This is a genomic window from Acinetobacter bereziniae (assembly GCF_016576965.1).
GTDB lineage: Bacteria > Pseudomonadota > Gammaproteobacteria > Pseudomonadales > Moraxellaceae > Acinetobacter > Acinetobacter bereziniae.
Genome location: NZ_CP066119.1, coordinates 275,338 through 299,716 on the forward strand (window position 1 = coordinate 275,338; position 24,379 = coordinate 299,716).

22 protein-coding genes and 1 riboswitch are annotated in these 24,379 nt (G+C 39.9%); of the genes, 11 read left to right on the forward strand and 11 right to left on the reverse strand.

Annotation, left to right across the window (positions count from 1 at the left end):
- Positions 1–123 precede the first annotated feature (123 nt).
- From I9192_RS01255 to I9192_RS01265, 3 genes are all read right to left on the reverse strand, one after another.
- Complete coding sequence (locus tag I9192_RS01255) at positions 124–840, reverse strand: hypothetical protein (protein WP_010590840.1); 717 nt, start codon at positions 838–840, stop codon at positions 124–126.
- A gap of 96 nt (positions 841–936) precedes the next feature.
- Positions 937–2,424, reverse strand: a complete 1,488-nt coding sequence (locus tag I9192_RS01260; RefSeq protein WP_005034447.1) for a YifB family Mg chelatase-like AAA ATPase — start codon at positions 2,422–2,424, stop codon at positions 937–939.
- 71 nt (positions 2,425–2,495) lie between these two features.
- Positions 2,496–2,723 carry an accessory factor UbiK family protein gene (locus tag I9192_RS01265; RefSeq protein ID WP_004825547.1) on the reverse strand — a complete coding sequence of 76 codons (228 nt, stop codon included), beginning with the start codon at positions 2,721–2,723 and terminating at the stop codon, positions 2,496–2,498.
- Positions 2,724–3,014: 291 nt separating this feature from the next.
- On the opposite strand from I9192_RS01265, the gene glnK reads away from it, so the two are divergent.
- From glnK to ftsW, 9 genes are all read left to right on the forward strand, one after another.
- On the forward strand, positions 3,015–3,353 hold the full coding sequence (gene glnK, locus I9192_RS01270; protein ID WP_004725283.1) for a P-II family nitrogen regulator: 339 nt from the start codon (positions 3,015–3,017) through the stop codon (positions 3,351–3,353).
- A 67-nt stretch (positions 3,354–3,420) separates the two neighbouring features.
- A complete protein-coding gene (amt, locus tag I9192_RS01275; protein ID WP_004825546.1) occupies positions 3,421–4,824 on the forward strand; it encodes an ammonium transporter in 1,404 nt (467 codons plus the stop codon).
- Between the two features lie 160 nt (positions 4,825–4,984).
- Complete coding sequence (nrdR, locus tag I9192_RS01280; RefSeq protein ID WP_004825545.1) at positions 4,985–5,449, forward strand: transcriptional regulator NrdR; 465 nt, start codon at positions 4,985–4,987, stop codon at positions 5,447–5,449.
- Between the two features lie 32 nt (positions 5,450–5,481).
- Positions 5,482–6,594, forward strand: a complete 1,113-nt coding sequence (ribD, locus tag I9192_RS01285; RefSeq protein WP_005034444.1) for a bifunctional diaminohydroxyphosphoribosylaminopyrimidine deaminase/5-amino-6-(5-phosphoribosylamino)uracil reductase RibD — start codon at positions 5,482–5,484, stop codon at positions 6,592–6,594.
- Entirely contained in the window at positions 6,591–7,895 is a 1,305-nt protein-coding gene (locus tag I9192_RS01290; RefSeq protein WP_004825539.1) for a DNA adenine methylase, read from the forward strand. Before ribD ends, I9192_RS01290 begins: the two co-directional genes overlap by 4 nt.
- Positions 7,896–7,989: 94 nt before the next feature.
- Positions 7,990–8,649, forward strand: coding sequence for a riboflavin synthase (locus I9192_RS01295; protein ID WP_005034441.1), 660 nt, complete (start codon positions 7,990–7,992; stop codon positions 8,647–8,649).
- 110 nt (positions 8,650–8,759) lie between these two features.
- The gene (locus I9192_RS01300; protein ID WP_004825534.1) at positions 8,760–9,305 is read left to right on the forward strand and encodes a VTT domain-containing protein; all 546 of its coding nucleotides are present in this window, start codon (positions 8,760–8,762) and stop codon (positions 9,303–9,305) included.
- A gap of 250 nt (positions 9,306–9,555) precedes the next feature.
- Positions 9,556–10,902 carry a UDP-N-acetylmuramoyl-L-alanine--D-glutamate ligase gene (gene murD / locus I9192_RS01305; protein WP_005034438.1) on the forward strand — a complete coding sequence of 449 codons (1,347 nt, stop codon included), beginning with the start codon at positions 9,556–9,558 and terminating at the stop codon, positions 10,900–10,902.
- A 23-nt stretch (positions 10,903–10,925) separates the two neighbouring features.
- On the forward strand, positions 10,926–12,122 hold the full coding sequence (ftsW, locus tag I9192_RS01310) for a putative lipid II flippase FtsW (RefSeq protein ID WP_004825531.1): 1,197 nt from the start codon (positions 10,926–10,928) through the stop codon (positions 12,120–12,122).
- Positions 12,123–12,229: 107 nt separating this feature from the next.
- Here the strand turns inward: ftsW and gluQRS are convergent, their stop codons facing one another.
- The 7 genes from gluQRS to I9192_RS01345 form a co-directional block, all read right to left on the reverse strand.
- Positions 12,230–13,147, reverse strand: coding sequence for a tRNA glutamyl-Q(34) synthetase GluQRS (gene gluQRS / locus I9192_RS01315; RefSeq protein ID WP_005034435.1), 918 nt, complete (start codon positions 13,145–13,147; stop codon positions 12,230–12,232).
- A 5-nt stretch (positions 13,148–13,152) separates the two neighbouring features.
- Positions 13,153–13,680 carry an RNA polymerase-binding protein DksA gene (gene dksA, locus I9192_RS01320; protein WP_005034432.1) on the reverse strand — a complete coding sequence of 176 codons (528 nt, stop codon included), beginning with the start codon at positions 13,678–13,680 and terminating at the stop codon, positions 13,153–13,155.
- 208 nt (positions 13,681–13,888) lie between these two features.
- Positions 13,889–14,698, reverse strand: a complete 810-nt coding sequence (gene cpdA, locus I9192_RS01325; RefSeq protein WP_005034429.1) for a 3',5'-cyclic-AMP phosphodiesterase — start codon at positions 14,696–14,698, stop codon at positions 13,889–13,891.
- Positions 14,699–14,707: 9 nt separating this feature from the next.
- Positions 14,708–15,328 carry an NUDIX domain-containing protein gene (locus tag I9192_RS01330; RefSeq protein ID WP_005034427.1) on the reverse strand — a complete coding sequence of 207 codons (621 nt, stop codon included), beginning with the start codon at positions 15,326–15,328 and terminating at the stop codon, positions 14,708–14,710.
- A 74-nt stretch (positions 15,329–15,402) separates the two neighbouring features.
- Positions 15,403–17,298, reverse strand: coding sequence for a phosphomethylpyrimidine synthase ThiC (gene thiC / locus I9192_RS01335; protein ID WP_004825518.1), 1,896 nt, complete (start codon positions 17,296–17,298; stop codon positions 15,403–15,405).
- A gap of 136 nt (positions 17,299–17,434) precedes the next feature.
- A riboswitch (TPP riboswitch) is annotated at positions 17,435–17,568 on the reverse strand.
- A gap of 53 nt (positions 17,569–17,621) precedes the next feature.
- Positions 17,622–18,677: a hypothetical protein gene (locus I9192_RS01340; RefSeq protein ID WP_005034425.1), complete on the reverse strand. Its 1,056-nt coding sequence runs from the start codon at positions 18,675–18,677 to the stop codon at positions 17,622–17,624.
- A 66-nt stretch (positions 18,678–18,743) separates the two neighbouring features.
- Complete coding sequence (locus tag I9192_RS01345; RefSeq protein ID WP_005034423.1) at positions 18,744–19,823, reverse strand: hypothetical protein; 1,080 nt, start codon at positions 19,821–19,823, stop codon at positions 18,744–18,746.
- A 387-nt stretch (positions 19,824–20,210) separates the two neighbouring features.
- Between I9192_RS01345 and phoU the strand changes: the two genes are divergently transcribed.
- Positions 20,211–20,933, forward strand: a complete 723-nt coding sequence (phoU, locus tag I9192_RS01350; protein WP_009584000.1) for a phosphate signaling complex protein PhoU — start codon at positions 20,211–20,213, stop codon at positions 20,931–20,933.
- Between the two features lie 93 nt (positions 20,934–21,026).
- On the opposite strand, the gene I9192_RS01355 is transcribed toward phoU, so the two are convergent.
- Positions 21,027–22,304: an O-acetylhomoserine aminocarboxypropyltransferase/cysteine synthase family protein gene (locus tag I9192_RS01355; protein ID WP_005034422.1), complete on the reverse strand. Its 1,278-nt coding sequence runs from the start codon at positions 22,302–22,304 to the stop codon at positions 21,027–21,029.
- Positions 22,305–22,540: 236 nt separating this feature from the next.
- Between I9192_RS01355 and I9192_RS01360 the strand changes: the two genes are divergently transcribed.
- Positions 22,541–24,118 carry an esterase-like activity of phytase family protein gene (locus I9192_RS01360; protein ID WP_005034420.1) on the forward strand — a complete coding sequence of 526 codons (1,578 nt, stop codon included), beginning with the start codon at positions 22,541–22,543 and terminating at the stop codon, positions 24,116–24,118.
- Positions 24,119–24,379: the final 261 nt, after the last annotated feature.

Genomic DNA, 24,379 nt, shown 5'->3' on the forward strand with positions numbered 1-24,379 from the left:
TAAATATGAGTCTATTAACCGTTTAATCTAGTTTATATACATAAAATTAGTATTTTATGTATATTTTAATGTTCTTTATCTAATTCTAAGATTGCTTTCCTTATTCTTTTAATAAGTATGCTGTTAAGATTTACTGCTTTTTTTAATATTGATCGTATAGTCAAGTGTATCGACCATATTTGAAAGTTTTAGTGATGTAAAATTATTAAACATTGAAATTATTTGAAAAAAGGTAACTATAAATATGATGGCGTAAAAATAAAACTGAAAATTTGGATTCAATTTTAAAAAGTTTTGGACATTAATGTTACTTAGTTGGTTTAGAATAAGTACCAGGGTAGCTAAAATTGTTGGAAAAATCCCTATCTTATCGATGGTACCAGTGATTATTGAGGTTCTTCTATCAAAATGTTCTTTTTCATAAATTATTTCCCTTTTTGACAGTTCAAGATCATCTTCATTAAATTTGATTAGTTCGGGTAAAAATTTAATCTTTGATCTAACATTTATATCAGCATTGCGTAATAACAAGAAGGATGGGCTTTTAAAAAATAGGAATAGACTTTTACGTGAGTTATAAATTTCAACCAATGTGCTTACTAATAAAAATATCTCAGAAACTAAAAGTAATATTAGTGAAGTTAAAATAATATTTTGATTTTTAGAATATGCACCTATTCCTATTAAAATTAAGGAAAAAATAAAAAAAATGGCACATATGGATATCGTACCATAATAGACTCCATTATTTTTTTTGTTTGATTTTTTTCTTAGCAAAGATTGATAGTTTTCTATTTTTAATAGAATCTCTTTAATTTTTCTCTGACTTGAGTTTAACAAAATAATCTCCTTACACGGCATGGTGAAGAGTTGGAAATAGGCACGGTGCAATTTACCTATTTCACAAAGTTAGATTTAGTATTTATAGGTCAGATTCTAAGACTGCGTTCCCCGATAAGACAAAGCTTCTGTCAAATGTGTACTTTGAATTTGTTCACTTTGTGCTAAATCTGCAATGGTTCTAGAAACTCGTAAAATACGGTGATACGCCCGAGCCGATAAGTTTAAGCGTTGTTGTGCCATCTCAATCATCTTTTGGGATGTTTCATCCAAAACTACATGCTTTTCCAACTGTTTTGGCGATAACGCGTGATTTAATCCGCCTTGGCGTTGAATTTGAAAATGAAAAGCTTGGAGTACGCGTTCTCGCACTGTTGCTGAATCTTCAACAGGGGTAGTATCTTGTAATTCTTGAGCTTTTAAGGGTGGTACATCGATATGTAAATCAATACGATCCAATAAAGGACCTGAGATTCGACTTTGATAACGTTTGATTGATTCAGCTGAGCACTGGCAACGGCTATCTTGATTAAAAGCATAACCACAAGGACATGGATTCATTGCTGCGATGAGTTGAAAGTTTGCTGGAAAGGTAATTTGTCTTGATGCTCTCGAAATGATGATTTCTTTAGACTCTAGGGGTTGCCTTAAAACTTCTAGAACTTTCTTATCAAACTCGGGTAATTCATCCAAGAAAAGTACCCCTAAATGTGCAAGTGTAATTTCTCCAGGTTTCGGGTTCGATCCACCTCCTACCAAGGCAATTGCAGACGCAGTATGATGAGGTGCTCGAAAAGGTCGCTGCCCAAAGTGATGTTGAGTGTTGGCAATGGAATAAATACTGGCGACTTCGAGATTTTCTTGTGGATTCAATGCAGGCAAAATACTAGGTAAACGTGAAGCTAAAAGTGTTTTACCTGTTCCCGGCGGCCCTTTAAATAAAAGCGAGTGTCCACCTGCAGCGGCAATTTCTAGAGCTCTTCGAGGGCGTAACTGACCTTTTACATCAGCCAAATCAAATTTATATTGTTTGTCCAAAGTAGATTTTTGTGTGGAGGTTACTTCAATTTTTTGTGTATTTAAAAAATGATCACAGACTTGTTTTAAATGATGTGCAGCAAATACCTTGAATTCAGGTAATTGTGCGGCTTCATCAGCATTTTCTTGAGGAAGCATCAATTGGTGCTTTGCCAATTGACAAGCCATTGCAATCGTTAATGTACCAGTAACAGGTCTTAAATGACCATCCAGTGCTAACTCACCAATAAACTCGAAATCGTCTGTGACATTCTCAGGGAGTTGACCTGTCGCAATCAGAATTCCTAATGCAATCGGAAGATCTAAGCGAGAGCCATCCTTAGGAAGGTCTGCAGGTGCCAGATTGATGGTCAAGCGTTTGGTTGGAAACTGAAAACCACTATTGATTATTGCAGAGCGGACACGATCCTTACTTTCACGAACGGCTGCTTCTGCCAAACCAACAATCGTTAAAGAAGGTAGTCCTGCACTAACATGGACCTCTACTTCAATTAAAGGTGCATGCAATCCAAGTAAGCCTCGTGTATAAATTTTGGCTAAAGACATTGTTATTTTCCAAGTTTGCTTTATTTTTAATCATTATTATAATTTTTGCACCACTTTTGTGTAAATTTAGTTTATTTTTTATGCTGAATAAGCACCTCAAGTGCTTTTACTTGCGCTTGTAATTCAGTCAATCTTAAATTGGCATTATTTAGTGCAGTTTTTTGACGCTCGATTTCATCTTTAGAGACAATGTCCATTTTGCTGATAGCTTCGTTCAATAAGGCACGTAGGTTATGTTCGATATCTTTTTTAGGTTGATCGACTTGTTCCAAAATTGCTTGTAGTAATGTTTCAATCATGAGGAATCCAAAATGTTGATATTCTTTGCCTAGTGTAACATCGTGTATGGATTTTTACTTGAGTAATTTTTATTGGTTTATCAAGGCATCAAAGATAAGAAAATCGTGAGTGAATTTTAAAAAAAATGATCATTATTGTGAGTTTTTTCAAGTTGAAACTTCACCTAAGGATATACAATAGGTTATAAAGGCAATACGTGTTGATCAAATTAGCCACCCCAACCGTTAATAAGATTGGCACGAAAATTGAACATAAAACCTTACTGGTGAAATAAGCCGAAGGAAAACAATATGAAGCTCGTAACTGCAATTGTAAAACCGTTTAAATTAGATGACGTGCGTGAAGCCTTGTCTGATATAGGCGTTCAAGGGATTACCGTAACTGAGGTTAAAGGTTTTGGTCGTCAAAAAGGGCATACAGAACTTTACCGTGGTGCTGAATATGTCGTGGATTTTCTCCCAAAAGTGAAAATTGAAATCGCGATCAGTGATGACATGGTAGATTCAGTGATTGAATCTATTACACGTGTTGCGAGCACTGGGAAAATTGGTGACGGAAAAATTTTCGTGACGAATTTAGAGCAAGTGATTCGTATTCGTACAGGTGAAACAGGTCCAGACGCTGTTTAATTTGGCACGAAGATTGCTGGTTATGTTGATGAAGACATAACTCACAAAATTAGGTTGGGGGATACGAATGAAAAAAATGCTATTAGCGCTCAGCCTGTCTGGCGCACTTCTTGGCGGATCAGTTGCGTGGGCAGAAGAAAGCGTAACTGAGCCTGCATCTACCGCTGTTGCATCAGCAAGTGATGTCAGCACAGCGACAACAGATACCACAGCAAGCGTTGCACCTGAGGCAACTGCAACAGTTGCACCTGCACCAGAAGCAGAGAAACCAACACTCAACACAGGCGATACTGCGTGGATTTTAGTGTCTACAGCATTGGTCTTGCTGATGACGATTCCAGGTTTGGCATTGTTTTATGGTGGTATGGTTCGTAAGAAAAACGTACTGGCAACAATGGCACAAAGTTTCACTGCTGCAGCAATTGTAAGTATTGTATGGGTGGTTGTGGGGTACTCACTAGCTTTTGGATCTGGCAATGCTTTTATCGGCGGGTTAGATAAAGCCATGCTGTCTGGCATCACCACAGATGCACTGAGCGGAAGTATCCCTGAAATTCTATTTGTTATTTTCCAAATGACTTTTGCGATTATTACAGTTGCCATTATTAGTGGTTCTGTGGCTGATCGTATGAAGTTCAGCGCTTGGATCAGCTTTATTACCATTTGGGTGATTGTTGTTTATGCTCCGATTGCACATTGGGTATGGGGTGGTGGTTGGTTAATGAATGACGGTGCACTTGATTTTGCAGGTGGTACAGTGGTTCATATCAACTCAGGTGTTGCTGGTTTAGTTGCTGCATATCTACTCGGTAAACGTATGGGCTTAGGCAAAGAGTCTATGGCGCCACATAACTTAACTTTAACTGTATTGGGTGCGAGTCTGGTATGGGTAGGTTGGTTTGGTTTCAATGGTGGTTCAGCTTTAGGTGCTAATGGTTCAGCAGCATATGCTTTGGTGACAACTCAAGTTGCAGCAGCTGCAGCCGCAATCGCTTGGTTAGTGGTTGAGAAGATTGTCCGTGGCAAAGGCTCTGTATTGGGTGCAGCATCAGGTGCGGTTGCAGGTCTTGTGGTGATTACGCCAGCTGCGGGTTTTGTAACCGTCAGTGGTGCATTGATCATGGGCTTGATTGGTGGTGTGGTATGTTTCTGGGGAATCTCTGGTCTTAAACGTATCTTGAAAGCAGATGACTCTTTAGATGCCTTTGGTCTACATGGTGTGGGCGGTATCGTGGGTGCGATTTTAACAGCAGTTTTTGCAAGCTCATTCATTATGGGTGACAAAGCGCCAACCAACATGATGCATCAATTATGGGTTCAAGTAGAGGGTGTATTGGCAACGATTGCTTACTCGGCAGTGGTGACATTCATTCTTCTTAAAATTATCGATGTGGTGATTGGAATCCGTGTTGAAAATGATGATGAACGTATGGGCTTGGATTTAAGCCAACATGGTGAACGCATCGAATAATTAAAATGGTGAGAAGAAGAGCTTTTTAGAATAATAACTATATATAGTATTAAACAGCCCGTGAGGGCTGTTTTTTTTCCATATCTTGCGAAACCCTCAACAAAAACCTGTTTTTTTGCTACACTAGCTGAAATTATGAATTTTGCTTAATTAAACCACTATGCATTGTCCATTTTGTAACGCTGCAGATAGTAAAGTGATCGATTCCCGTTTGGCTGCTGAAGGTAGTCAGATTCGTCGTCGCCGTGAATGTATCAGTTGTGGCGAACGTTTTACCACTTTTGAAAGTTATGAAGTGGTGATGCCACGTGTAACCAAGTCTGATGGTAAAAATGAACCATTTGATGAAGCAAAATTGCGTCGTTCTTTGATGCATGCTTTGCAAAAAAGACCTGTGACTCAAGAGCAAATTGAAACAGTCATTAGTGATATTCAATTACAAATTCGTCGTTTAGGTGAACGTGATGTGCGTTCACGTACCATTGGCGAAATTGTCATGAAATCTTTGTTTGCACTTGATCATGTGGCATATGTGCGTTTTGCTTCGGTTTATCAGGATTTCCAAGATATTGATGCTTTTCGCCATCAAATTGAGCAAATGCAAGCACGTGGTCAAGACCACTGATTTATTTTTCATAGGATTAAATTAGGAATTTTATGTCTGAGTTGGATTCAAACTCTAAGTCTGAAGATGCTGTCAATATCGATCAGGTTTGGATGCAGAAAGCGATTGAGCTCGCCAAGCTTGGACAGTATTCCACACGACCAAATCCAAATGTTGGTTGCGTTATTGTCAAAGATGGAGTCCTCATTGGAGAGGGTTTTCATCCCCAAGCCGGACAACCTCATGCAGAAGTGTTTGCAATGCGTCAAGCTGGAGCGTCTGCAAAAGGCGCAACGGCTTATGTGACTTTGGAGCCTTGTGCACATTATGGCCGTACACCACCTTGTGCAAAAGGTTTGGTTGAAGCAGGTGTGGCAAAAGTTATCGTTGCATGTGCAGACCCAAATCCACTTGTCGCAGGTAAAGGTGTAGAGATTTTACGTCAGGCTGGAATTGTTGTTGAAACAGGTGTTTGTGAACAACAAGCCACCCAACTCAACTTAGGTTTCCTAAAAGCAATGGCAACGGGTTTACCTTATGTGCGTTTAAAAGTCGCTTCGAGTCTAGATGGACGCACCGCTATGGCATCAGGTGAATCCAAATGGATTACTGGTGCTGAGTCTCGTCAAGATGTACAACATTGGCGTGCTATTTCAGGTGCAGTGATTACTGGGATTGAGACCATTCTGGCGGATGATCCTCAGCTCAATGTTCGAAGTTTAGCCAATGTGGAACTGGAAAAAGTCGTACAGCCGAAACGTGTCATCTTAGATCGGAAAGGTCGCTTACCGTTGACCGCTCAAGTGCTTAAGCATCCTGAAACAGTGATGGTAATGGGACCATTTCGTCGGGAATTGGCTGAACTTGGTGTGGTGCAATTAGACGTCCAGTCATTAAAAGATTTATTAGGCACTTTAAAAGATTTTCAAATTTATGATGTGTTGGTTGAAGCTGGTGCAACCTTATCGACTGCATTTTTACAGGAAAAACTGGTTGATGAGTTAATCAGTTATGTTGCTCCGACTTTTTTAGGGCAATCAGCACGACCAATGTTTAATGCAGAATTTGAAACCATGGCACAACAATTACGTTTTATGCTTAAAGATGTTCATCAATTTGGTGATGATATTCGTTTAAGACTTCTCCCTGCGCAAGAGTCAGTATGAATTCAGAGTTAACATCATCGGTTTATCATAAACGTCGCCATGCTGCGCGTACAACAGATGAATATCTTTTTCATCAGTTGGTTCCTTATTTGGGAAACAAGCGGCGTTTGTTGCACCTGATTCTCGAAGCGCTCGAAATTACTGGAACATTGAATCCTAAAGGTAAACGTGCGCCTATTTTTGCAGATTTTTTTGCAGGTAGCGGAGTCGTTTCACGTTTGGCTCGTCAAAATGGCTATCGTGTGATTGCCAATGATTGGGAGCCTTATAGTCATGCCCTGAACCATGCCATTCTTGCTTGCACCGATGCGCCGGCATTTAAAGAATTGGGTGGCTATCAAAAAGCCATTGATTATTTAAATCGTTTACCTGAAGTCAAAGGTTGGGTGACGCATAATTTATGCCCACGTAATGATGAGATTTATGACCCAGCGCGCGATCGTTTGTTCTTTAAGCGTCGTAATGGTATGCGTATCGATGCAATTCGCCAACAGATTGCGACATGGCAGGCACAAGGCGCTATTGATGATGTTGAAATGAGTGCCTTACTTGCCCCTTTGCTTTACTCAGCCAGTTTTGTCAGTAATACCAGTGGTGTATTTAAAAGTTTTCATCATGGCTGGGGCGGAAAGACTCAAACGGCATTAGAACGAATTGAATCACTGTTGTGGTTAACACCAAGCCGTTTTAGTGAGGTGGGTGACAATAAGCAAAAAACACCAATGGCGGAAATGTGGTGTGTGGATGCACAGCATTTGGCAAACCAGATGAGCGGTTTTGAAGTGGATGTGGCGTATTTAGATCCTCCTTATAACCAACACGCTTACAGCAGTAATTATCATGTACTCAATTCATTAACCCTTTGGGATCAAGTCGATCTACCTACACCAGATACCAAAGGTTTTAAAAGTGGAATTGATCGCGCATGGCGAAAAGAGCGTCCAAGCCCATATAACTCGTCCAAGCATGCACAAGAAGCTTATGAGAGCCTGTTGGAAACCATTAATGCACGTTATATTCTCACCAGTTACTCCACTGATGGAAATATTGAAGCCAAAGATTTATTGGCGGCAAATCTAAAACGTGGCAAAGTTACCTTGTTGACACAGGATGTTCCGCGTTATCGCGTGAGTAAACAACGTCAGTCAGAGCGTGCTCGTGTACTTGAGTTTATTGTCATTACCGATACGCATGCCAAGTCTGGACCACCTTTGCGTCAGCTTTTGGGGCAACTTTACCATTTTGCTGAGTTGGGTGGTGTGGATACATCGGGTGTGAGTACACAACTGGCTTTATGGTAATCTTGTTATCCTCGTCTTTAAATTAAAGCTGGGGATATGGTAATCAACACAATAGATATTCATCAGCCCTCAGATTGAGGCAGTAGGTCGTAGTATGTTCACAGGCATTGTTGAAAGTTTAGGTAAAGTTGACAGCTTACAAAGTGTAGGTGGTGATGTGCGCTTGCGTATTCAGACTGACCTAGATATGTCTGATGTACATTTGGGTGATTCTATTGCTACCAATGGCATTTGCTTAACGGTGATTGACTGGGGAGACAATTGGTATGCTGCCGATGTTTCTCGTGAAAGTCTGAATCGTTCAACTTTGGCAAGTTGGAACGTTGGACAAGTGGTGAATGTTGAAAAAGCAATGTTGCCAACCACACGCTTTGGCGGTCATATTGTCAGTGGGCATGTCGATGCAGTGGGTGAAATTACCGTAGTTCGTTCAGATGCACGTTCGCTATATTTTGAGGTAACTGCACCTGTTGAAATCGCTAAATATTTGGCTGAAAAAGGTTCGATCACTGTAGATGGAATTAGCTTAACCATCAATCATTTACGTGGCAATATTCTCAGTCTCAATTTGATTCCACATACTGCTGAACGTACCAATATTGGAACATGGAAAGTGGGCGCCAAGGTGAACTTGGAAGTTGATGTATTGGCACGTTATATCGAGCGTTTACTGCTCGGTGATAAAGCCGCTGAGGTTAAAGCTGAATCAAAACTGAGCATGGAATTTCTCGCTAAGAATGGTTTTTTAAAATAACTCAAATAGACGCTAAGATCGAAAAAGCCTAATTAATTTAGGCTTTTTAATATTTACATGGTTAAATTAGACTAATATATTGTGGATACTTCTTTGAAGAGAGTTGAGTATTGCTTGATTTTTTATTGCATTTAGAACAATTATTGCCCACTTTCTTAGAAAATTATGGGCTATGGATTTATGCCATTTTGTTTTTGATTATTTTTGCAGAAACTGGCTCAATCTTTATGTTTTTTCTCCCCGGTGATAGCTTATTGATCGCTGTTGGTGCCCTATGCTCGACTGCTGAATCGGTTCATCTTCATTATATGGGGGTGTTGCTGATCATTGCTTCTATTTTAGGTTATATCGTCAACTACTATACAGGGCGGGCTTTAGGCTTTAAGTATTTTCATGCGCATTCACGTTGGTTTAAGCCTGAATATATTAAAAAGACCAATCATTATTTTGAGCGTCATGGGGGTAAAACGATTCTTGTTGCACGTTTTGTACCTTTTGTTCGTTCGTTCGCTCCATTCGCAGCAGGTGCAGGACATATGAAAATGCCTGTATTCATGCTGTATAACGTGTTGGGTGGCTGGATTTGGATTGCGCTGTTGTTGGGTGCAGGTTATGGGGCAGGTAATCTACTGTCGCTATTGATCGATTCATTCTAAACACATTGAGAATAGATACCAATCAGCCGAATGTTGTACCCAACATTCGGCTGATTGGTATCTATCATATGATCGCAGGTTATCATCGAAGAAATTTAAAAAAAGCCATCGCAATAAATCAGAATAATATGACGATATTTTTACGCACTGACACAAAAAAAACTTCAGAAACTGCAAACATAAAAAGCTTTCAAATCGCCAAAGTGCTAACATTTTGCAAGTTTTAAAATCTTAATGCTGGTGGGAAAAAATGTTGATACAACGTGGTGGTTTAAAAGTTGTGGCTGGGCTTGGAATTTCAGGCGTTTCAGCTGTAAATTTTCTGCATGAAAATGGCTACCGTGTTGCAGTCACTGATTCACGTCAACTCCCACCAGGACACGATCAAATTCCAGCAACAGTGCAAACCAGTTTTGGTAAATTGGACCAAGATTTGCTGTTGCAAGCGGAAGAAATTGTCATTAGCCCGGGATTGGATATTAAACTGCCAGAGATTCAAGCGGCGATCGCCAAAGGGATTCCAGTCGTCAGTGAGATTCAGATTTTACGTCGTGCAACAGATAAACCAATTGTTGCCATTACTGGCTCAAATGCCAAGAGTACGGTAACGACCTTAATAGGTTTAATGGCGCAGGATGCAGGCGTTAAAGTTGCTGTTGGAGGCAATCTTGGACGTCCAGCCTTGGATCTAACGCGTGATGATCCTGATGTCTATATTCTTGAACTGTCGAGCTTCCAGCTTGAAACCACTTCAAATTTAAATGCTGAAGTTGCTGTGGTGTTAAATATGAGTGAAGACCATTTGGATCGTCATGGTGATATGGCGGGTTATCATGCGGCGAAACATCGTATTTTCCAAGGTGTGAAAAAAGTGGTGTTTAACCGTGATGACTCACTCACTCGCCCGTTGGTTCCAGATGTAACCCCAATGCAAAGCTTTGGTCTCAATGCACCTGATTTAAAACAATACGGTATTCTCAGAGAAGACAATGGTACGATCTGGTTAGCGCGTGGTCGTGAACGATTGTTGAAAAGTTCAGAGATGTACATCCAAGGTACGCATAATGTTGCGAATGCTTTGGCATGTTTGGCTTTAGGTGAAGCGATTGGTCTACCGATAGACAAGATGTTGGAAACACTCAAGACCTTCAAGGGTTTAGAGCATCGTTGTGAGTTCGTTAAAGAAGTGGCGGGTGTTCGCTATTATAATGATTCTAAAGGGACCAATATTGGAGCAACTTTGGCTGCTTTAGATGGTTTAGGTGCTGCAATTGAAGCGCAAGGTGGCAAAGTGGCGATTATTCTAGGTGGTCAAGGCAAAGGGCAAGATTTTACTGCTTTACGCCAGTCCTTAGAAAAATATGCCAAACTGGCGGTACTGATCGGTGAAGATCGACCTGTGATCGAAAAAGCAATTCAAGGCACAACTGAGCTATTGCATGCTGAAACGCTACAGGAAGCTGTGGCGCTGTGTCAGCAACATACGCAAGCACAGGATGTGGTGTTATTATCACCAGCATGTGCAAGTTTTGATATGTTTACAGGTTATCCGCAACGCGGTCATCGCTTTGTTGAATATGTAAATGCGCTAAACTAAAAGAATCATAAGGAAAATAAAGTATGGCTGGGTTAGCTCAGACGACAATAAGTAAACTTCATCAAGCGTATGAACGTTGGATGCCAAAATTGCCCGCAGAAATTACCCCACGTAATGTATTGCTGTTTTGTGTCATCTCACTATTGTGTATCGGTACCGTGATGGTTGCTTCAGCGTCAATGCCGTATGCGGAGCGGATGCATGAAAACGAATTCCATTATGTCATTCGTCATGCGATTTCAATTGTGGTGGCTTTTCTAGCCGCTGTAGTGACCTATCGGATTTCGCTGAATCTGTGGTTTAAAAACACCTTTCCTTTGTGGTTGATCACTATTCTACTGTTACTTGCTGTTTTAGTGGTGGGAACAGAGGTAAACGGTTCTACACGTTGGATTCGTGTCGGCGGTTTCACCTTGCAGGCGACAGAAGTTGCCAAGGTGATGATGGCAATTTTTACTGCTGATTATGTGGTTCGTCGTGCTGAAGAGGTTCGAAACAATATTAAAGGCTTGGTTCGACTCGGTGTCGTAATGTTACTGACGGTAGGGTTAATTATTGCAGAGCCTGATCTCGGGGCAACAGTAGTGATTGCGGTATCGATGTTAGGGGTGTTTTTCCTTGCTGGTGCGCCGATGATTCAGTTTGGTTTCGCTTTTGGTGCCATTCTGGTTGCGTTTGTTTCCTTGATTGTATTCGAACCTTACCGTTATGAGCGTTTGATGTCATTCTCTAATCCATGGGCTGACCCTTTAGGTTCGGGTTATCAATTGTCCAATGCCTTGATGGCATTTGGGCGAGGTGAGTGGTTTGGAGTCGGTTTAGGGCACAGTATTCAAAAGATGTCTTATTTACCTGAGGCGCATACAGACTTTATGTTGGCGATCTTGGGTGAAGAGTTTGGTTTCTTTGGGATTGCGACGGTGTTATTGCTTTCATTTGTGATGCTGATTTGTTGTATTCGAATTGGTCAGCGCGCTTTAAATCATCAGTATTTACGTGCTGGCTATTTAGCTTACGGAATTAGTATTATTTTCTTACTGCAAATTCTGGTCAATGCAGGAATGAATATGGGCATGTTGCCGACCAAAGGTTTGACCCTGCCATTTATTAGTTATGGGGGTTCATCTTTGATTATGTGCGCAGTCATGATCAGTTTGATTTTAAAAATTGATGCAACAACCAAAGAAGCCAACCCAGCAAGGGAAGAATCGAGTTTTTAGAATTTTCCTTAGCTTGAATACTTCAAAAGCCATTTGTGATCAAATGGCTTTTTTGTGAGATGTGCTGTGAACTTATAGCATTTTTATTGTTGATATAAGCACTGTGATTATTGATAAATGCCGGTTAAATGGATGCCTTGGGGGATACGTGAAATATCCCATTGTTGCACAGCTTGAGCCAACATATGTGCAGGCTGATCTAAGTCTACAGGTGCCTGACCCAATGCGAGAATTGCCTGTGAAAGTAGGGGCGCTGCATTTTCAATATTTAGTGCATGAGCAAGATTTTGCTTTGAGAGCTTTTGACCTTGTTCATTCATGGCGAGCGGAAGGTGCATATACTCAATTGCTGGATAGCCAAGAAGTTGCCCTAGCCATATTTGACGTTCAGTATTATCCAATAAGTCTGAACCACGTACGATATGGTTAATTCCTTGTAAATAGTCATCTACAACGACTGCCAATTGATAGTTGATGATGCCGTCACGGCGCTTAAGGACAAAGTCACCAAGATCATGTTGTAAGTTAGAGCAATGTAGCCCTTGCAAACGATCATGGAAGCAAATGTTTTGATCTGTGACTTTTACACGAATGGCTTGATCTTTAAACTCAAGCTGTTTATCTCGACATGTGCCTGTATAGATATGGTTTGAACCAAGAATCTTTCGAGTACACGCACAAGCATATACCCAATTGTGTTGTTTGAGCTGGTCGATAACAGATTCATAAATTGCAATGCGTTGTCTTTGATAAATGATTTCAACATCAGATTCAAATCCAAAAGCATCTAAACATTGTAAGATGTGTTGTTCGCTATCGGGATAGATGCGAGGAATATCCGTATCTTCTATACGGACGATCCATTGCCCTCTATGTGCTTTTGCATCGCAATAACTGGCAACAGCAGTAATTAATGAACCGAAGTGTAGAGGACCTGTGGGCGAAGGTGCAAATCGTCCTTTATATTGGTCATGCTTCCTCCCTTCCTTAACATCAGGAAGGGTCGGGGAGGAATGTGCAGACACAGTGTTTAACCGTTGTTTTGCTTCTCTTTGATCTCTGCAAGTGTTTTACAGTCGATACATAAAGTTGCAGTAGGACGTGCTTCTAAACGACGTAAACCGATTTCGATACCACAAGTTTCACAGAAACCATAGTCATCATTTTTAATGGCTTCGATAGACTGTTCGATTTTGCGAATCAATTTACGTTCACGATCACGAGTACGTAATTCAATTGCAAACTCTTCTTCCTGTGTTGCACGATCGTTTACATCAGGTAAAGAAGAAGATTCGTCTTGCATCGTATTTAAAGTGCGATCCACTTCCGACATTAACTCTGCCTTCCAAGCCAGCAAAATTTGACGGAAATGTTCGAGCTGCCCCTCAGACATATATTCTTCATTTTTCTTTGGCTGATAAGGCTCGATACCGAATAGACTTGCTGTAGTACCGTTTTCATTGGTCTTTGGCTTGGCTTTGCGTACACGCTTTGCAGACTTATCATCCATCATTGCTGTTTGCTCATCCAAGACTTGATTTTGGTTGTCATTCGCCATAAAGGGCATTCCTCATCATATACGTACTATCTATACGCAAAAAATATGGTGATATGCAAGTATTTTTATCACTACCAACAGAATGAATCTATCGGGGGCGTCATCATATAGATTTTTTTACAAAGATGAAAGTCACCTCGCCCTGAATTCGACTTTCTGCATATCTTGTTGGACGAATAACTTAATGGAAAAAAAACAAAATGAAAAGCTAGTAACCTGAAATTTCTTCATTAATTGTAACATTGAAGTGGTCAAGTCGATGTACATAGGTCTCAAACTCACCATTGGCTTTTAAATGTAAGCAACGGTAACCAGGTGCAATTGGGTCAAATGAAAACTCTTGGCTAAGCGGTTTAAATTGGACACAGGTGGCTGGTGTAGAAATAAACTGTATGCCATTCCACTCGTTATAAGACTCTTGATGTACATGCCCATGTAATAATAGCTTGATATTGTTAAATGGTTCGAGCACTGCTTTTAATTCATCGGCATTTTTTAATTTGTGTTGATCTAGCCATTTTGAGTGCATTTCAAAAGGATTGTGATGACAGGCAACAATCACAAACTTGTCTCGAAGTTGCTCTAAGCGTTGTTTTAGGCGAACCAATTGTTCAGGTTGAATCTTTCCATCTGTACGCCCACTCACTGTACTGTTAAGCAGAATAATGCACCATTGATCAAGCTCAATCACTGTGGGTTCTGGTTCAGGTACATGAAAGGGGAAAAAACTCAGATTGTCATGATTTCCTGGGATATGATAAAAATCAATGCCAAAGCCCCGCATATAATTTAAATAGCGTGCATAGGTTTCCGGATAAGCTGCTTGGGCCAAATCCCCAGTATGTAGAATCAAATCAGCATTTGGAAAGCGCTGCTGAACATCTTCCATAACGGCATGAAAGCTTTCCTCAGGGTTGATCCCGACAAACTTTGCATCAGGCTTATCCATTAAGTGTGTATCTGTGATTTGTATGATCACTTTATCTTTATCGGTTTGCTGCAATATCTTTGATTGCATGTCTTTCCCCTAGACATTTTCAAGTGTACGCAAGTGCTGTTGTAGCCATTGTAAAGCCATTATCACTGGTGCATTTTTTAAACGATTACTTTGTAATAATATACTAAGATCTGCATAGTCGATGATATGAAGTTGAATATTTTCACCTTCATCGGGCATTCCAAAAATACCGCCTTCGGCAGGCAACTCCGCTTGAGCAGTATAAAGATGAAAAATTTCATCACATGCGCCAGCCGATGGATAGAAACTAAAAAGAGCTTGAATATGTTCAAGCTCACAGCCAGATTCTTCAAGACTTTCTCTTCGAATACAGGTTTCTGGAGATTCATCACCATCCAATACCCCTGCAATAATTTCTAATTGCCAAGGTGAAATTGGGTCATCAATTGCACCAACGCGAAATTGTTCAATCAGTGCGAATTTTTGTCGTTGATCATTATAAATCAAAACACCCGCGGCTTCTTTGCGACGAACTAACTCACGTTGGATGTTTGATGTATATTCGGTTTGGTTAAATAATCGGTGCTGCAAGCTGACTTTTTCGACTTGAACAAAGCCCTGAAAAGCATATTCTCGAGATTTAATTTTTACATCGTTATGGGTGTAAGTTGCTTGCTGAATGATGTTCATGTGTGTAGTTAGGATGAAACATATTCACTTCATCCTAACTGAGAAATAGGCAAAGGCAAAAGTTTTTTTTAACTTTACACTTTGTGGTACAACTTTTGTCCTTGCTCATGATAGACAGATTTCATGGTTTTAAGACCATCCTCTATCACCGTTTGGCTTGAAGTGGCTTGCTCAGCATGTTGCTGATTTTGTGCGTAGTCACGAACATTTTGGGTGATTTTCATCGAACAAAACTTCGGTCCGCACATGGAGCAGAAATGCGCTGATTTATGTGCTTCTTTCGGCATAGTTTCATCATGCATAGAGCGAGCGGTATCAGGGTCCAAACTCAGATTGAATTGATCCTCCCAGCGGAATTCAAAACGTGCTTTAGAGAGCGCATTGTCGCGTACCTGTGCGCCTGGATGACCTTTAGCTAAATCTGCTGCATGTGCGGCGATTTTGTACGTGATGATGCCGTCTTTGACATCTTTTTTGTTGGGTAATCCCAAATGCTCTTTTGGTGTGACATAACACAGCATTGCTGTACCATACCAACCAATCATTGCCGCGCCTATCGCAGAGGTAATGTGGTCATAACCAGGTGCAATATCCGTTGTTAGTGGTCCAAGTGTATAGAACGGTGCTTCCTGACAAACTTCAAGTTGCAAGTCCATATTTTCTTTGACCATATGCATTGGAACATGCCCTGGACCTTCAATCATCACTTGAACATCATGTTGCCATGCACGATGGGTGAGTTCACCCAAGGTGCGTAATTCTGAAAATTGTGCTTCATCATTGGCATCTTGGATACAGCCTGGACGTAAACCATCACCTAGACTGAACGAGACATCATAAGCTTTCATGATTTCACAGATTTCATCGAAATGCGTATAAAGGAAATTTTCTTCATGATGCGCCAAACACCATTGCGCCATAATTGAGCCACCACGTGACACAATCCCCGTCAAACGATTTGCGGTTAATGGAACATAGCGCAATAACACACCTGCATGAATAGTAAAGTAGTCCACGCCTTGTTCAGCTTGTTCGATCAAGGTGTCTTTAAAGATTTCCCACGTCAGGTCTTCTGCAACCCCATCGACTTTCTCAAGTGCTTGATAAATCGGAACAGTACCAATTGGTACAGGAGAGTTGCGAATAATCCATTCACGTGTTTCATGAATATTTTTACCCGTCGACAGATCCATAATGGTATCTGCGCCCCAACGCGTTGCCCATGTCATTTTTGCAACTTCTTCATCAATCGATGAACCCAGTGCAGAGTTACCAATATTGGCATTGATCTTAACCAAGAAATTACGTCCGATAATCATCGGTTCACATTCTGGATGGTTAATATTTGCAGGAATGATGGCGCGACCTTCAGCGACTTCTTTGCGCACAAATTCAGGCGTGATTTCCATCAGATTATGTGCACCAAAATTTTGTCCTGCATGTTGACGCATATCGACGCCTTCACGTTGACGTTGATTTTCACGAATCGCAATATATTCCATTTCAGGGGTAATGATTCCTTGCTTGGCATAATGCATTTGGCTGACATTATGTCCTGCTTTGGCGCGACGAGGCTTTTGAATATGTGCAAAACGGATTTCAGCTGTACGAATATCTTTGAGGCGCTCTTGTCCGAACTTAGAAGTTAGGGTGTTTAAGCGTTCAGTGTCGTTACGTTCAGCAATCCATGTTTCACGAACATTGGGCAAACCTTGATTGAGGTCGATCTTGACATTCGGGTCGGTATAAACCCCTGATGTGTCATAAACCATCACTGGTGGATTTTTTTCCCCACCTAAACCTGTAGGGGTATCGGTGAGTTCAATTTCACGCATCGGAACCTGAATGTCAGGGCGTGAACCTTGAATATAGACTTTTTTAGACGCGGGTAAAATTCGAGTGAGATCTTTGGCTTCTTGCTCATGTTGAGCCAATTGATCAGCAGGGGATAGATTCGTTAATTGGTTCATTACAATGATCCTTATGAATGACATCAACGAATCAAGCACGACCAAAAACGGTGGCAAATTTAGTCTATTTGATGCAACACAATGACCATAAGCATGGCGCTGTATTTCTAAAAAAATAGATAAACTTTGGGCTGTCAGTTTTTAGATGCTTGATTCCTACGCAGGTCTTAACCTGATCAGGTTCAACGGTACTTTAGTTTAAGTTTTGGCAAGGAGATGCAAAACTGACTAAATCTCAGCGAGGAATTACTCGCGCTCCGTCAAGCGATGTTTAAATATTAGCATGTTCTCATCGGGAATGTGATGACATACTCCTATCAAATTTAATTATTTTTTTGAGCAAGAATTTCTTCAACCTGCTTCCTTATTTTTTGTTCAAATGCTGTACGTTGCTCTTGAATGTTTTGTTGTTCAGGGGTTTCATCTTGAGTATTTTCTCTAGATGGCTTTGGCATTTGTTGCCAAAGCGTTTCACTCTTATTGATCAAATTTAGGAAGCTTTGTGCAGTCTGACGGCTTGCCGTTTGGCTTTTGGCAACTTTCTCAATGGCTTTCATGGCTTCTTCATCTGCAATTTTGTCATCATCAAACCATAGGGTACGGGTATTGTCATCGCCTTGAAAAAGAGCACGACGATATTGTTCAATGTTTTCTGAAACTTGAGGTTTATAATGGTTTTTAGGGTAGTCTTTATTGAATTTTTCCCAAAATAATAAGCGGTTGGCGACTTCATTAAAACTAATTGCCAATCCAGCATCCAGTATATAGTTTGCTCCTGTATACTCTTTACGGATTTGTTTAAAATAAACTTGATCTGATTTTTCTAAAGAGGGTGCAAAAATATCGAGATCATATTGTGGATTTCGGGTAAACGTATATTCACCTTCACCCACATAAAATTTTTCTAAATATAAGTCTTTTGCATGATCTACCAAGTATTTCTCACTCGGTTTTAACTTTTTATATAGTTCTTGTTTTTGCTTTGCTGTCATAGACTGACCTTCTGCAAGAGAATCAGTCAAATATTGGAATACTTGAGGTGAAGCATCCATCACAAGTTTCTGATAAATGTCTTCAGATTTTGCTTGCCATTGATAACGAGTTTTTAAGGGTACAGTTGATAAACAGTTTCTAAACCATTGATTGAGATCATGCAAATCCTCAGCAACCACTGTTTTTTCTAACTTTTGAATACTTGAATCGATTTGGCTACAATCTTGAGCAGGTCCTTTAGGACGAGAGGCTTCAGTGGCATCAATCTCAGATGTAGATGTTTTAACGGCTTCAGTTTTTTGATTATTTTCATGTTTTTGACAAGCACTGAGCAAGGTAAAAATAAAAATAGCAGCAAATGGAACACTTTTTTGTAGAAAGTTCATGGTATGACAATTGTTGTGAGTTTTTTGAATAGTGAAAGGATAATAAAAATTGAGCTGAAAAGAAATCTATGTATTAGAACAAATTGCATCACTAAAGCAGTCTTTTTTGACATGTTTAAAATCAATTGGACTTAAATTTAAATATTGATTGAGTTGAGAAAGTGCCAATAATTGAGGGCGATTTTCTAATTTTAAGCGTTCTTTTTCACTGATTTGAATTTTTTGTTGGCGTTGTTCAGGCGTCATTTGTACGAATTGTATAAATTTCTTGGCTTGGACTGAAAGCTCCCCTTCATTTGTTTTAGACAAATGTTCGATGACCAACCAACTTGAGACATCTATATCATTTTGATTTTCAAAATTCATCGAAATGGGCGAGCCTTCTGTACCTAAAAATAACAAGCTGCTGTAAGCATTTTTTAAAAAGCGCGCGTCATGTAGAAAAATGGTATTTGGATACGTCACAAGATATTCTTGCCAAAATTTAGCGCGCTTGGCAATTTCATCAGGCTCAAGGTTCAATTTATTATTTTTGAAAAGCGGTTGCGCATTTTGCTCTGCCAGATTTTCGATAAATACTTGTTCAGGTGCTTGCAGATAAGGTGCAAAAACTTTTGCCAAATACTGCGGGCTTCGGCGATAGTTGATTGCATCCTCAGTCTGGTCTGTTAACTCAATATAAGCCTGTCCTTTATGGCGCAATAAATATTGATCGCGCAAATTGAGTTGTTCAAATTTATTCTGCTGAATGGTGGGATATGCTGCCTGATCTAACACATAGTTTTCAAATGCTTGCTGTTGTTCTGATGTTCGATCTATTTGTAGAAATTGTTGGTACATCTTTTTGGATTGATGCATGAGTTCCATTTGTTCTGTAGATTTTAACAAAGGTAAGCACATGCGAATGTCTTGATTCACCTGTTCAATCGCTAAAGTTGTTCTTTGCGGATTAATTGCCAACATTTCATTTTTTAGATTTTGACAAATTTGCGTCAGATCAGGAACAGGATTTTCTGTTTTTGGTGCTTCCTTTGACTCTTGTACGATATCCGTTGTTGGTTTTTGACACGCGACCACCACCAAGCCACTCAAAACTACGAGTATGCTCGAAATGAGATAATGAATAGGGTTGCGAGGAAATTTCATTAGACCGATATAACAAGGAAGCTCAATGTGGTACTTTGCTATTGTCGCTGAATCAAAGCTAAATAAATGAAATATTTTGTAGTTTTGTGATAATGAAACGTTACGATTTTAACGGAAATGGCAAATTTTTTCATGGCTATGCAGCGTTCATTTATTGAATAATTTGCCTAAAAATAAGCCTGCGGTTTATCTTAAATTAAATGTCAGTATATATAAATTATATAAAGTGAGTGCTATGATTTGAGCTAAATCTTGAAGATGAAAAATCAACATTGCTTCAATGAAAGTTCATCTAAAAGAAAAATACTTGTCATAAAATGTTCATCATTGCTATGGTTTAATATTAAGTCTAAAAAGTCGCATTTGTTGCCTGTGGAGTATCAAACTTTGAGCCCAAGTAATCCTGTATTAAACCATCACATTTCTTCACAATTCAATGAAGATCTACAGGATGTAAATACCAAATTTATGACCATGGGTGGTTTAGTAGAGCAACAAGTGGCAAATGCGGTGCATGCTTTGTTAGATACCAATGCCAATATGGCAATAGATGTGCAGTTTCAAGACAATACCGTCAACCGTTATGAACGTGAAATCGATGAAGCACTGACCTTGATTTTGGCACGTCGTCATCCCGCGGCAATTGATTTGCGCATGGTGATTGCGATGAGTAAGGCAAACACGGATTTAGAACGGATTGGTGATGAAGCCGCAAAAATCGCCCGTATTGCACAGACATTGTGCGAAGAAGGTGAGTCACCTCGTGGCTATATGGAAACACGCCATATTGGCAATCAAGTTCGTGTCATGATTCATGATGCTTTGGATGCTTTTGCCCGTGTCGATGCTGAACAAGCATTAAAAGTTTTGTTGGCAGATGCAGATATTGACCGTGAGTATCAGTCGGCAACACGTACACTCATGACGTATATGATTGAAGATCCTCGACATATTAGTCGTGTTATTAATGTGATGTGGGTATTGCGCTCATTGGAGCGTATTGGTGATCATGCACGTAATATTTCAGAACAAGTCATTTATATGGCGAAAGGTTTTGATGTGCGTCATACCAACATTGAAGAAATTGAACAAAAAGTTCAAGGAAAATAATTTAACGTAGCCTAAAGACTTAAACAAAAAGACCTGGATTATTCAGGTCTTTTTGTTGGGGCATCGGTTTTGAAAAAACGTCAACTCAACGAATTAAACTTGTGCCAAGGCTTGCTCTAAATCTGCAATCAAATCATCAATATGTTCAATGCCTACAGATAAGCGAACCATATCAATACTGACCCCAGCCGCTTTTAATTCTTCTTCATTGAGTTGGCGATGAGTCGTGGTTGCTGGATGACATGCCAAGCTTTTGGCATCACCAATGTTGACTAAACGAGTAAAGAGTTGTAGGGCATCAATAAAACGAGTTCCACCTTCACGACCATCTTGTACTCCAAAAGATAAGATGGCAGATGGTTTACCTTTGACATATTTTTGAGCTAAGGCATGTTGTGGATGGTCTTTTAAACCGGCATAGTTGACCCATTGCACTTTAGGATGTGCTTGCAAGTATTCTGCAACTTTTTGTGCATTCTCGGTATGACGTTCCATACGTAAACTGAGCGTTTCTAAGCCCTGTAAAATAAGGAAAACACTGAGTGGGCTAATCGCAGCACCAGTGTTACGTAAAGGCACAACACGCGCTCGCGCTATATATGCGGCTTCACCTAAGGCTTCTACATAATTGACACCATGATAACTTGGATCAGGTGTATTTAAGACTTTAAAACGTTCAGGATATTTACCCCAAGGGAATTTCCCACTGTCTACAATGGCGCCGCCAATGGAGTTGCCATGACCACCAATGTATTTCGTCAAAGAATGTACGACAATATCAGCACCATGTTCAAAAGGCTTGAGCAAGGCAGGGGTAGCAACAGTATTATCAACAATGACAGGAACGCCGTATTCGTGCGCGATTTTGGCAATCGCCTCAAGATCGATAATATTGCCCAATGGGTTGCCGATTGATTCAACAAAGACCAGTTTGGTTTTTTCATCAATCAGGTTGCGCAGTGCTTCAGGATTTTGGTAATCAAAAAAACGTACTTCAATGCCTTGTTTCGGCAAAGTATGCGCAAATAAATTGTATGTTCCACCATATAGCGTCGATACTGATGCAATATTATCACCAGCTTCGGCAATGGTTTGAATCGAATAGGTGATTGCTGACATGCCCGAAGCCAATGCTAAAGCACCGATTCCACCTTCAAGTGCAGCCAGACGTTGTTCAAGCACAGCTGTGGTTGGATTCATAATACGGGTATAAATATTGCCTTGAACTTTGAGATCAAATAGATCTGCACCATGCTGGGTGTTATCAAAGGCATAGGATGTCGTTTGATAAATTGGAACAGCAACGGCTTTGGTTGTTGCTTCTGGTTCATAGCCTGCGTGAATGGCAAGTGTTTCGTCTTTATAAGTCATATTCCGTCAACTTTTTATTAAAATTCAATAGAGTGTAACAAATAAATATATGAAGTAAACAAGGGTTTCTATATTTTAAAATCATAAAAAAAGATAAAGACAAAGTCTTAGCGATGTGCCGTTTATACAGAATTGAATATGTAAATACCGAATATCGCTTAGTTGAGTCACTGTCATGTTGATGTCACTTGCCGAAATTAGTATTGGAATTTCCATTAAATCAGGCACTAAGTACAATGAATAAAGCACAGATAAGTAAACTGACAATTCGTAAAACCACTTTAACTTTAGTTTTATGTAGTTTATTCGGCTTAACAGCATGTTCAGATGATGATAATAAAGACTCAACCAACAGCAAAACACTTACTCAAAGTATAAGTTTAGCCTTTGGCGATGAGGCTTGTGTGATGGGAGGAACACGTGTTCAAAGCGGGGTAGATAGGAATGGAAATGGTAAACTGGAAGCCAGTGAAGTCACAAAAAATGAGGACAGTTGTAAACCGAATTTATTTGCTCAAGGCGTCGCATTACCATTTACTGTACTCGCACGACATGATGCAAATGGCACGACCATTGATAGTAGCTTTGATATTCGTCAAGGTGGTTTTGGTTCTGATGCCACTGCTCACCCGACAAATAAAAAGCAATTCTATGCTTTGACAGATCGAGGACCGAATGCTGACTTTACTGACAAGCTGTATGGTGCAGGTAAAGTGTTTGCGATTCCCAATTATGTTCCCAAAATTGGTTTGTTTGAAATTCAGGACAATGGCACCGTCAAACTAATCAAAACCATTAATTTGAAAGACCGTAATGGTAAAGATATTTCAGGTTTACCCAATACCTCAGCTTTTGGGGGGACGGGAGAAACCCCTTATGATGTGAATGGTAAAGTGATTACTGTAGATCCAACCAAACCGTTTGATGCAGTGAATAATCCCATCAAATTGGATGATTATGGCTTAGATAGTGAAGGGCTAGTTGCACTTCAAGATGGCACGTTTTGGGTCAGTGATGAATATGGTCCACATATTGTACATTTTGATGCCAATGGCAAGGAAATCGGGCGAATTAATCCATTCAAAGCAGATCAACGTAATCAATGGACGCTACCTAATGAATTTAGTTATCGCCGTGCCAATCGAGGAATGGAAGGGCTCACCATTACACCAGATCAAAAAACTTTGGTGGGCATTATGCAGTCGACCATGAGTTTGCCGAATAAAAGTGTCAATAAATCAACATTGACTCGTATAGTGACCATTAACCTTGAGACAGGTAAGGTTGCACAATATCTCTATCAGCAAGAACTTCCTGAGAACTCCAACTCTGGGATTATTGCATTAAGTGCAACACAATTTTTAGTGCTGGAACGGGACGGTCTTTTTTATAAAGACACCACAAAGGTAATTAAAAATGTTTATCGTATTGATTTAACTCAAGCCACCAATTTAGAAGATATTAAAGATCAAAAGGATTTCAAACAGGATGACAAGATCGGTTTAACGATCGCGGGTAAAACACTGGAAGAATTCCAGTTGGAAAAAGGCTGGGATGGTTTAAAAGCATTGAATATTGTTCCAGCACCCAAAACATTGGTACTCGATATGGGCAAAGCGGTGAAATATCCACATGACAAAATAGAAGGCATATGGTTGATTAATAACACCACTTTAGGTGTATTAAACGATGATGATTTAGGATTGTGGAGTAATGCAAAAGGAATGGAGCAAAAATACCTGGATACAGCGCGAACAAGAGTCGATATCAATACCTTATACATCATGGATAAATTGAATTTGAAAGGGCAATAAGCACTTTGAAAGAGTTGTCAAATTGACGGCTCTTTCAATCTTATGTGTTGAATAACAACAAGCATTAAAATAAAAACGATACTCATACCTTGGTGCAATGTATAGCCACCAGTTTTAGTCCTGTACAAGCCTTAATTTGGTTGTCATCCAACCAACACATCCAGACTGCATCTACAGTTTATATCGCAATATCAGGCGAACTTTGATTTCATATCTCGTTTGAATAAAACTCAAGGTCGAACTCTTTTGAAGAACGAATCT

Bases quoted from the DNA above. Each gene is read 5' to 3' on its own strand.
- I9192_RS01260 (WP_005034447.1), bottom strand. From the start codon at position 2,424: ATGTCTTTAGCCAAAATTTATACACGAGGCTTACTTGGATTGCATGCA.
- I9192_RS01265 (WP_004825547.1), bottom strand. From the start codon at position 2,723: ATGATTGAAACATTACTACAAGCAATTTTGGAACAAGTCGATCAACCT.
- glnK (WP_004725283.1), top strand. From the start codon at position 3,015: ATGAAGCTCGTAACTGCAATTGTAAAACCGTTTAAATTAGATGACGTG.
- amt (WP_004825546.1), top strand. From the start codon at position 3,421: ATGAAAAAAATGCTATTAGCGCTCAGCCTGTCTGGCGCACTTCTTGGC.
- nrdR (WP_004825545.1), top strand. From the start codon at position 4,985: ATGCATTGTCCATTTTGTAACGCTGCAGATAGTAAAGTGATCGATTCC.
- ribD (WP_005034444.1), top strand. From the start codon at position 5,482: ATGTCTGAGTTGGATTCAAACTCTAAGTCTGAAGATGCTGTCAATATC.
- I9192_RS01290 (WP_004825539.1), top strand. From the start codon at position 6,591: ATGAATTCAGAGTTAACATCATCGGTTTATCATAAACGTCGCCATGCT.
- I9192_RS01295 (WP_005034441.1), top strand. From the start codon at position 7,990: ATGTTCACAGGCATTGTTGAAAGTTTAGGTAAAGTTGACAGCTTACAA.
- murD (WP_005034438.1), top strand. From the start codon at position 9,556: ATGTTGATACAACGTGGTGGTTTAAAAGTTGTGGCTGGGCTTGGAATT.
- ftsW (WP_004825531.1), top strand. From the start codon at position 10,926: ATGGCTGGGTTAGCTCAGACGACAATAAGTAAACTTCATCAAGCGTAT.
- dksA (WP_005034432.1), bottom strand. From the start codon at position 13,680: ATGGCGAATGACAACCAAAATCAAGTCTTGGATGAGCAAACAGCAATG.
- cpdA (WP_005034429.1), bottom strand. From the start codon at position 14,698: ATGCAATCAAAGATATTGCAGCAAACCGATAAAGATAAAGTGATCATA.
- I9192_RS01330 (WP_005034427.1), bottom strand. From the start codon at position 15,328: ATGAACATCATTCAGCAAGCAACTTACACCCATAACGATGTAAAAATT.
- thiC (WP_004825518.1), bottom strand. From the start codon at position 17,298: ATGAACCAATTAACGAATCTATCCCCTGCTGATCAATTGGCTCAACAT.
- I9192_RS01340 (WP_005034425.1), bottom strand. From the start codon at position 18,677: ATGAACTTTCTACAAAAAAGTGTTCCATTTGCTGCTATTTTTATTTTT.
- I9192_RS01345 (WP_005034423.1), bottom strand. From the start codon at position 19,823: ATGAAATTTCCTCGCAACCCTATTCATTATCTCATTTCGAGCATACTC.
- I9192_RS01355 (WP_005034422.1), bottom strand. From the start codon at position 22,304: ATGACTTATAAAGACGAAACACTTGCCATTCACGCAGGCTATGAACCA.
- I9192_RS01360 (WP_005034420.1), top strand. From the start codon at position 22,541: ATGAATAAAGCACAGATAAGTAAACTGACAATTCGTAAAACCACTTTA.